This window comes from Streptomyces sp. NPDC057428, from assembly GCF_042803195.1.
Classification (GTDB): Bacteria; Actinomycetota; Actinomycetes; order Streptomycetales; family Streptomycetaceae; genus Streptomyces.
In genome coordinates this window covers 1-2,092 of the sequence record NZ_JBHVCT010000207.1, presented here as the reverse complement: position 1 = coordinate 2,092, position 2,092 = coordinate 1, and the positions used below count along the sequence as shown (strand labels likewise).

The 2,092-nt window shown below is 66.3% G+C and carries 2 protein-coding genes; one reads left to right on the top strand and one right to left on the bottom strand.

Annotated features, from left to right (window positions below; translation table 11 throughout):
* Nucleotides 1-64 precede the first annotated feature (64 nt).
* Entirely contained in the window at nt 65-760 is a 696-nt protein-coding gene (locus ACFU5K_RS31745; RefSeq protein WP_384068174.1) for a transposase, read from the bottom strand.
* 869 nt (nt 761-1,629) lie between these two features.
* Here ACFU5K_RS31745 and ACFU5K_RS31740 point away from each other — a divergent pair.
* On the top strand, nt 1,630-2,013 hold the full coding sequence (locus ACFU5K_RS31740) for a hypothetical protein (protein WP_384068172.1): 384 nt from the start codon (nt 1,630-1,632) through the stop codon (nt 2,011-2,013).
* Nucleotides 2,014-2,092: the final 79 nt, after the last annotated feature.

Sequence of the window (2,092 nt, the reverse complement as noted above, 5' to 3'; positions counted from 1 at the left end):
TCTGACCGCCCACACCCCAGCCGTTGACCACCGGTCACCGGCCGTCACCCCATGCCCGAAACCGTCACGCAACGCGGTCACGCTGAATGCTTACGATGAGGATCTCCTTTCCGAGGTCTTTGGCCTCGGCCTGCAGGGACTGGACGCGCTGGGCGGTGGAATGAAGCGCCCGTGCTGTCATCCGGTGTTCAAGGTCCTGGCCGGGGCGGTCCCGGATCTGAGCGCAGTGGGTGATCTGTGCTGGGCGCTTGAGTTTCCGCAGCTCGGCGCGGAGGTCGTCGGGCGCGGAGATGAACAGGGCCTTGAGCTGGTTGATCGCTGCCGTGGAGGCGAGGACCGCGCCCTGGCGGGTCGCGAGAAGAACGCGTAGTGCTTCGCGCTCACCGCGGAGCCGAGGCTGGATCAGGTGCTCGGTGGACAGGGCATCCTTTGCGGCGCGGATGGCGTCGAGCATGTCGGTCTTTCGTCCGCCCCGGTTGGCGGTCCGTTTGGGCCGACATACCTCGACGACGTGCTCGCCGACCTGGCTGAGGAAGGACGCCAGGCCGGCGCCGTAGCTGCCGATGCCTTCCAGAGCCCAGCAGCGGCGTCCCGGGACGCGCTCGCGGCCGAAGTCCAGCAGACGGCGGTACCCGCGGTCATTCGCCGGGGAGTCGGTGCTGGCCAGGACTGCCCGGATGGGGCTGACAGCTGCTGCGAGGGTGTCCCGGTGGGTATCAACGCCGATGACGCCGTCGACCTGTTCTGCGAGGATGGCCACTCGGTTGTTCCCCTTGATGGGCGGACGACTGTGGTCGGCGTCGGCCTGGATGGAGTCACCGCGTGGCAAAACTGTGATGAGTCACGCCGCAAGGCGGACAAGCTGCTGATCAAGCCAACGGGTGGGCCAGGTCGGCGCCGATGTCCGGCAGCATCCATCCCGGGCTGCAGGAGAACTCTCACAGTTATGTTTTTCGCGGTCCTGCAATGGGGCCGCTGGCCTCCGGGCCGGTATGACTGTGTCCCCCTGTCGAGGCATGACCTGGGGGGTGGTGTCAGTGCGCCGTGAGGCGCTGTGAACTCGTGCGGAGGTGAGAGACCGTCGCCATCGTCCCTGTCGCAGCAGGGTGATGAAGCTGGGGGCAGCCTGATCCGGGGGATGCCGGTGAGGGTGAGAGCGGCCCCGACAAAGCCGGGACGGGCCAGAACTGCCAGATGGTTCGGGTCCGGCAAGCGTGATGGAGAGGAGTACGAGAGGAACCAGCGTTTACGTCTCTCAACCCCCCGCCGGCTCAAACCTGTGCAGATATGGGCCGGATGCGGTGCGTCCTCGAACCGGGTGACCGGAGCGGGGAACTCCCAGGCGGGCTTTGACATGCCCGTCGGGAGGCCACGGTGAAGTGCTGCGGGGTAGCCGTGGCGAGGCCGCAGGGACAGAGCTGGGCTCCTACTCCGTCGAGCGAGTTGCAGTGAACACGGGAACCGTCCCGGCTCTCGCCCTCTGCCAGGGATCCGTCCTGGTGGATGGGCTGGGTTCATCGTCGGCCGATCGAGCCGGGACGGGGCGGAGCCGCCGTAGTACTCCGAGCGCGCGAGAGGCGCGTACATGGGGAAGGGCGGCAGCGGTATCGAGAAGGGAAGGAGGCTGTAATGCCGAAAGACGCACCGCTGAATGGTGGCGCCGCGTCTGTTGAGGACCCGGAAGGGTCCGATGGGCGGGTATCGGGGATGCAGACCAAGCTTCACCGTTGGGCGGCGGCCGATCCTGGCCGCAGGTTCGACGACCTGTTCAATTTCGTGCTCGACCCGATGACGCTGCGATATGCATTCAATCGGGTCGCTGGCAACAAGGGAGCCCGAACTGCGGGCATGGACGGCGTCACCGTCAACCATGTTGAAGAGCAGATCGGGGTCTTCCGATTTCTGGACGACCTGCGGACCAGTCTGAAGGATGGTTCGTTTCGACCCCAGCCGGTGCGGGAACGCAAGATCCCCAAGCCGGGGGGTTCCGGGAAGGTGGGTCTTCGAATTTAGTGGGGGTGCGATGGCGACGGGTGGGCTCGTCCGTCACCCTGCGTGAGGTTGTTGGGGTGCGGGCGCCCTGGATGCAAGG